Origin of the sequence: Marinimicrobium sp. UBA4209, assembly GCF_002381585.1 — a bacterium.
GTDB lineage: Bacteria > Pseudomonadota > Gammaproteobacteria > Pseudomonadales > Cellvibrionaceae > Marinimicrobium > Marinimicrobium koreense.
The window spans coordinates 32,661-38,187 of the sequence record NZ_DFTP01000094.1 but is presented as its reverse complement, the minus strand read 5'-3'; the positions used below and the strand labels follow the sequence as shown (position 1 = coordinate 38,187).

Here is a 5,527-nt window from a genome sequence, read left to right as displayed (position 1 = left end):
AGTCCAAAGCTTCAGACCGCGAACTTTATACTTTTTTATATGCCATGCCCAAGGGCGGCGACTTACACAACCATATGAGTGGCTCGGGGCTACCCGAATGGTGGTACGAGCTGGCTTTGGAGCAGAAGGCACACGGGTACGAGTTCTACACCAAGGTCAAAATCAACAACTGCAAGCCTTACGGCCATAATGAGTTCGGACGGCAGCCCTACTTGCTGTTGTTTCACAACATAATGGCCTCGACCTATGAGGATCTCCCCGAGTGCGAGCGCTCTGAATACAAGCTGTTGTCGGAGCTCAACGAAAAGGAAGTTGAAGGTTGGAAGAATAGCTTGGTGCTCAATCACGATCATGAGGGGCGGGAAGAGTTTTTTTCCACCCACTGGCAACGATTTGATGAGTTGCTCAACAGCCCTTACTTGATGATGGAGATCCTCTACCGCAATATGAAGGCGTTCGGACAGGAGGGTTTGATTTACCTCGAAACTATGATGGGAGCCAAGGGCTTTACCGAACCGGACGGGACGCCCATTCCTGCGGATAAGGTGGTGGCCATGTACAAGGAGCGGTTGAATCAGAAGGATGCCCGGGACACCGGTGTTACCGTGCGGTTCCAGGAATCAATCCTGCGTTTTGCGCCCAACGCCGAACAGCAGTTGATCGACGCCTATGAGTTTGTCTCCGAGCATCGGGATCTGTATCTTGCGGTGAACATGGTCGGACGCGAGGACAACGACAAAGGCTACCCTATGCGGTTCAAGGAAACCTTGCGGGACCTGCGTCGGACATACAGCAATGTACGCCTGTCCATTCACGCCGGTGAACTGGATGAGCCTAACCGCCATATTCGAGATACCCTGATGCTGGGTGCGGATCGCATTGGTCACGGTATTCAACTGATCAACGACGAAGAATTGCTTCGTGAGCTACGCCACGGGCCCTACCTGATCGAAATCAACCTAATTTCCAATCTGCTGCTCGAGTATGTAGAGGATTATGCGGATCACCCGTTTCCCGAGTATTTGCGTATCGGCATTCCGGTGGCACTTTCAACCGATGACAGGGGTATGTGGGACTCGAATATTACCGATGAATTCTTCGTCGCGGTAAAGGAGTACAACCTTTCCTGGAGAGAACTGACACAACTAAGTCGAAATTCCCTTGCCTACTCATTTGTCGAAGATGAAGTCAAGCACAAATTACTGGAAACCTTTGATGAACGCATCGAAGACTTCGAGTCGCGCTTCATACAACGCGGGCTGTCATCTATAAAGTCTGTTGAGCCGATCAGCCATGGCTTCATTTGCGACCAGTATCAGCTCTGTTTATCGGATTAACCAGTCTCTCTCCTCACCGTTACAGGTGACGTTCTCTTTGCCGGCGGACCTTGGTCCGACCGGTTTTTTTTATTGTAGATCAAAGAAAGTCACCAATTGGTGCAACTTGGTCCAGAGTGCATCAGCAGTGACCTCCGAACCTCATTCTTGCGTTTCCACAAGGCGAACCTTCTTCTTTCAGATAATCATTTGAATCAAATTTAGATGATCGTAACCAATTGATTTTAAAGAAATATTTTGAATAAATTTAAAATCGTAACCAAATGGACAGGAAATGGCATGGCGCTTGCAAACTTCTTTGCAGCTGTTCAGGCAAATACAAAACAGACTTTGGAGTGCACGTACTATGATCACGAACACCCGCTTTAAATACAAAGAGCTCGCATTGATTATTGCCCTTAGTAGCGGTCTGGCAAGCACCGGCGCTGTCGCTCAAGACGAAGAAACGGACGAAGAGTCCGTGGACCTCGGTACTTACACCACCGAAGGAGCGGTGGAAGATACCATGGGGCTGATGCCTAACGAGCCTGTCGAATCCGTTTTCGGGTTCGGAAAAACCCTGCTCGAAACGCCGCGCGGTGTGACCTCCGTGAGCGCCAGTATGATGGAAAGCTTCAATATTACCGACATAGACGATCTGGTCCTGATCGCACCCGGCTCTTTTACCCAATCCTTTTTTGGGGTCGCGGGTTCTTTGGATGTTCGGGGCACACCGGGTGAGGTATATTTTCGGGGCGTGCGTCGGGTAAATAACCCCGGTAACTACCCCACCCCAATTGGGGCATCGGACCGCATCGATGTGGTACGCGGGCCCGCCAGCCCAATCTATGGTCCTTCCAAAATTGGGGGCTACCTCAACTTCGAGCCCAAATCCGCTCGTGCGGAAACCGGCCAGTACCTGACCGAGCCCACGGGCGAGCTGTCCATCACCCGTGGCAGCTGGGATAAAAATATTCTGACCGCCGAGGTCGGCGGCCCGGCCAGCATTGGCGATAAGCCGATGGGTTACTACATCTATGCGGAAACCGAAAATTCCGGTAGCTACTACGACTACAGCAAGACGGATCAGAACATCCTTCAGGCTTCGTTCAACATGGATATCAGTGCCGATACGCGTTTCGAATTCGGTGGTATGTACCACGAATACGACGGCAACCAGGTCGCGGGCTGGAACCGCTTGACGCAGGACCTGATTGACAACGGTACCTACATTACCGGTACCGCGCAGCCAGTTGATACCGACGGAGACGGCTACAACTCTCCTGATGAATATGACGCCTGGAAAACGACCTTCGTCAACCCTAACAACTTCTTTGTGCCCGCCTCTTCAGCGACGGACGCGGATATGGACCCGGCTTGGGAGCTGGAAAACGCCGGCACAACCCAATTGGAAGGTAATCAGGTCCTTGTGGGGCCCGAAGACTTCCTGAAAACCAACGTTGAAACGCTGTACTTCGACATTATCCACCGGGTCAGTAACAACTTCACGATCACGAACAAGACCTTCTATGAAGGCGTGGATAACGCCAATGAAAACGCCTATGGCTTTAGTGCCACGTTCGATACCTACGCGATCGAAAACCAGACGATTTTCGCGTTTGATGCTCAGCACAGTGACTGGCTGCACGGTAGCTACCAGATATCCCCGAGTATCCGTTATACCGATTTTGAGCATGGCGAGGAATTCGACTACGAATACTTCGACCGGCGTGACTTGAGTCAGCCAATTGCCGGTATGGACCGGATGTTGCTGGCGACCATGACGGACTCCGATTATTCCAGCTACAAGGTGGGTGACTTCACCGATTACGGTCTGGCATTCCTAGCAGATTATGACATTGGTGAAAACCTTGATGTGATGCTCGGCGCTCGTTACGACAGTGTTGAGTTCAATACCGACGTGGTCACCGAAAAAGTTCGCGTTGTGCCGGACGTGACCTCCGCCTCCGAAACCGAAGACGGAGTGTCCTGGACCGCGAGCGTCTCCTACAAGCTGCCGTTTGGCTTGACGCCTTATATGACCGCTTCGGAGCAAGCCACCATCATCATGGGGCAGGGCTCTGAAATCAGCCCAGATCTGGTGACCAGTGGTGATGTGCTGGCGGACTCGGAGCTCAATGAAGTGGGCCTTAAGGGTAGCTTCCTGGATGACCGCCTGTATATCTCCGGGGCCTGGTTTGAGCAAAGCCGTACCAACTACAGCGCTCAGGATCAGGTAAGCAACAGCACCACCGAGAGTGAAGGTTACGAACTGGAGGCGCGCTTCCTGGTGACTGATAACTTCACCATGACGGCGGCGTTCACCCATGTGGAAGTGACCAATCTGACCGCGCTGGAAAGTACCGGTAGTCAGTTCGGTTTCCAAGGGGCGGGCGATCTGACCGGCGTCAGCGACCCGGCTCTGTTCTATGGCTATGTCATGCAGGGCCTCACATTGGTCGGTTCGGAAGAGGAAGCTCGCAAGGCGGGGATTCCGGAGAACACCTACAGCTTGACCGGTGCCTATGAGTTCGCTGATGGCTATCGTTTCACGGCCAGCGCGGTCCACTCCGACTCCACTTACAGCAGCTTTTCGCGTGCTGTGGAACTGCCCTCCTACACATTGCTAAATGCCGGCCTGAGCTATAGCAACGACAGTTGGAGCGTTAGTGCCCAAGTGAAAAACCTGACCGACGAGCGCTACTTTCGGGCCAACTTCCCGGATCTGTTCGGTAGCACCATCGTGTTGCCGGAGTTGCCGCGCCACTACTCCGTCAGTCTGGCTTACAAGTTCTAACGGCGATCGTGAGCTTAAAGGGCCGGTGTTGCCGGCCCCGAATTAGATAGAGGTTAATTATGCGACTTCGTAATTCACTGCTTCTGGCCGCTCTGTCGGTATCGACAGTGCCTGCACTGGCCGTCGATGACAGCATGGCTCGCCAGGAGCAAATGGACCGTGACGGCGCCGCCAGCCAGGAGCGGATTGATCAAATGGACGATCAGGCAAAAAGCGATTTTCAGAAATTTCGTACGGCCTCCCGTCGTCTGGAGAGTCTTAAGATCTACAACCAGCAGATGGATAAGCTGATTCAATCCCAGAACACGGAAATGCAGAGCATCCGCAATCAGATCGAGACCATTGACGATATTGAAACCGGGGCGCTACCGCTCATGCTGGAAATGACCGAAACGCTATCGGAGGTGGTCGCCTCTGATGTCCCTTTCCTTCAGAGCGAACGGGAAGAGCGTGTCGCCAATCTGAGTGAGTTGATTGATAGGGCCGACGTCAGTGCCGGCGAAAAGTATCGGCGTATCCTGGAAGCCTATCAGGTGGAGGTAGAGTATGGCCGAACCATTGAAGCTTATCGGGGCGATCTGGTGATGGATGGTGAAGCGCGCAAAGTGGAGTTTCTGCGTATAGGCCGTGTCGGGCTCTACTACCAAACCATCGACGGCAACCGGGTAGGCCGCTGGAACAGCGAACGTGACAGCTGGGAAGCGCTTGATGCGGGTTATCGTACCGCCATCCGCGACGGCCTTCGGGTCGCCCGCAAACAGGCGCCGCCCGAACTACTAACGCTTCCCATCAACGCGCCGGAGCAGTGAGGAAATCCTATGAAAGCAATGATTCGACCGTTTAAGGGATGGGCGTTTGTAGCACTGGCTGTTATGTTCTCAGCGCCCATTCTGGCTCAGGATTCGCTCGAAGCGCTGTACCAGAAAGTCAGTGCGGATGCCCGTGCCGAGGCGGCCTACAACAGCACCCGGGAGCAGGAGTTTCTGGCCCGCGCCAATGAACGCGAGCAGATGCTCGAAGACGTGAAGGCCCAATTGGCCGCCGAGGAGCGTCGCCGGGAAGAAATGAAAACCGTGTTCGACGAGAACGAGACAGTACTCTCGGACCTGACCGAACAACTCGACCGACGGGTAGGGAATCTCGGAGAACTGTTCGGCGTGTTCCGGCAGGTAGCCGGTGATATGCAGTCCATCTTTTTCGATTCCATCGTCTCGGCGGAATTTCCCGATCGCCTGGACACCATTGAACGGTTGGCGGAAGCCGAGGAGGTGCCGACTATTCCGGAAATGCAGGAACTCTGGTCGGTCATGTTGCAGGAAATTGCCGAGTCAGGAAACGTCAGCCGGTTCGACAGCGACGTGGTTCAGGCCTCGGGTGAAACCTACAGTGCCCCGGTCGTCAGGGTCGGTACCTT

At 53.7% G+C, this 5,527-nt stretch carries 3 protein-coding genes; all 3 read left to right on the top strand.

Annotated elements, in window-relative coordinates; genetic code table 11:
* Nucleotides 1-1,337: adenosine deaminase family protein (locus tag B3187_RS13670; RefSeq protein WP_286807031.1), on the top strand; the 1,337-nt coding region annotated here is incomplete at its 5' end.
* A gap of 346 nt (nucleotides 1,338-1,683) precedes the next feature.
* Entirely contained in the window at nucleotides 1,684-4,113 is a 2,430-nt protein-coding gene (locus B3187_RS13665; protein WP_286807030.1) for a TonB-dependent siderophore receptor, read from the top strand.
* Nucleotides 4,114-4,172: 59 nt separating this feature from the next.
* On the top strand, nucleotides 4,173-4,922 hold the full coding sequence (locus B3187_RS13660; protein WP_286807029.1) for a DUF3450 domain-containing protein: 750 nt from the start codon (nucleotides 4,173-4,175) through the stop codon (nucleotides 4,920-4,922).
* Nucleotides 4,923-5,527: the final 605 nt, after the last annotated feature.

Bases quoted from the DNA above. Each gene is read 5' to 3' on its own strand.
- B3187_RS13660 (WP_286807029.1), top strand. From the start codon at position 4,173: ATGCGACTTCGTAATTCACTGCTTCTGGCCGCTCTGTCGGTATCGACA.
- B3187_RS13665 (WP_286807030.1), top strand. From the start codon at position 1,684: ATGATCACGAACACCCGCTTTAAATACAAAGAGCTCGCATTGATTATT.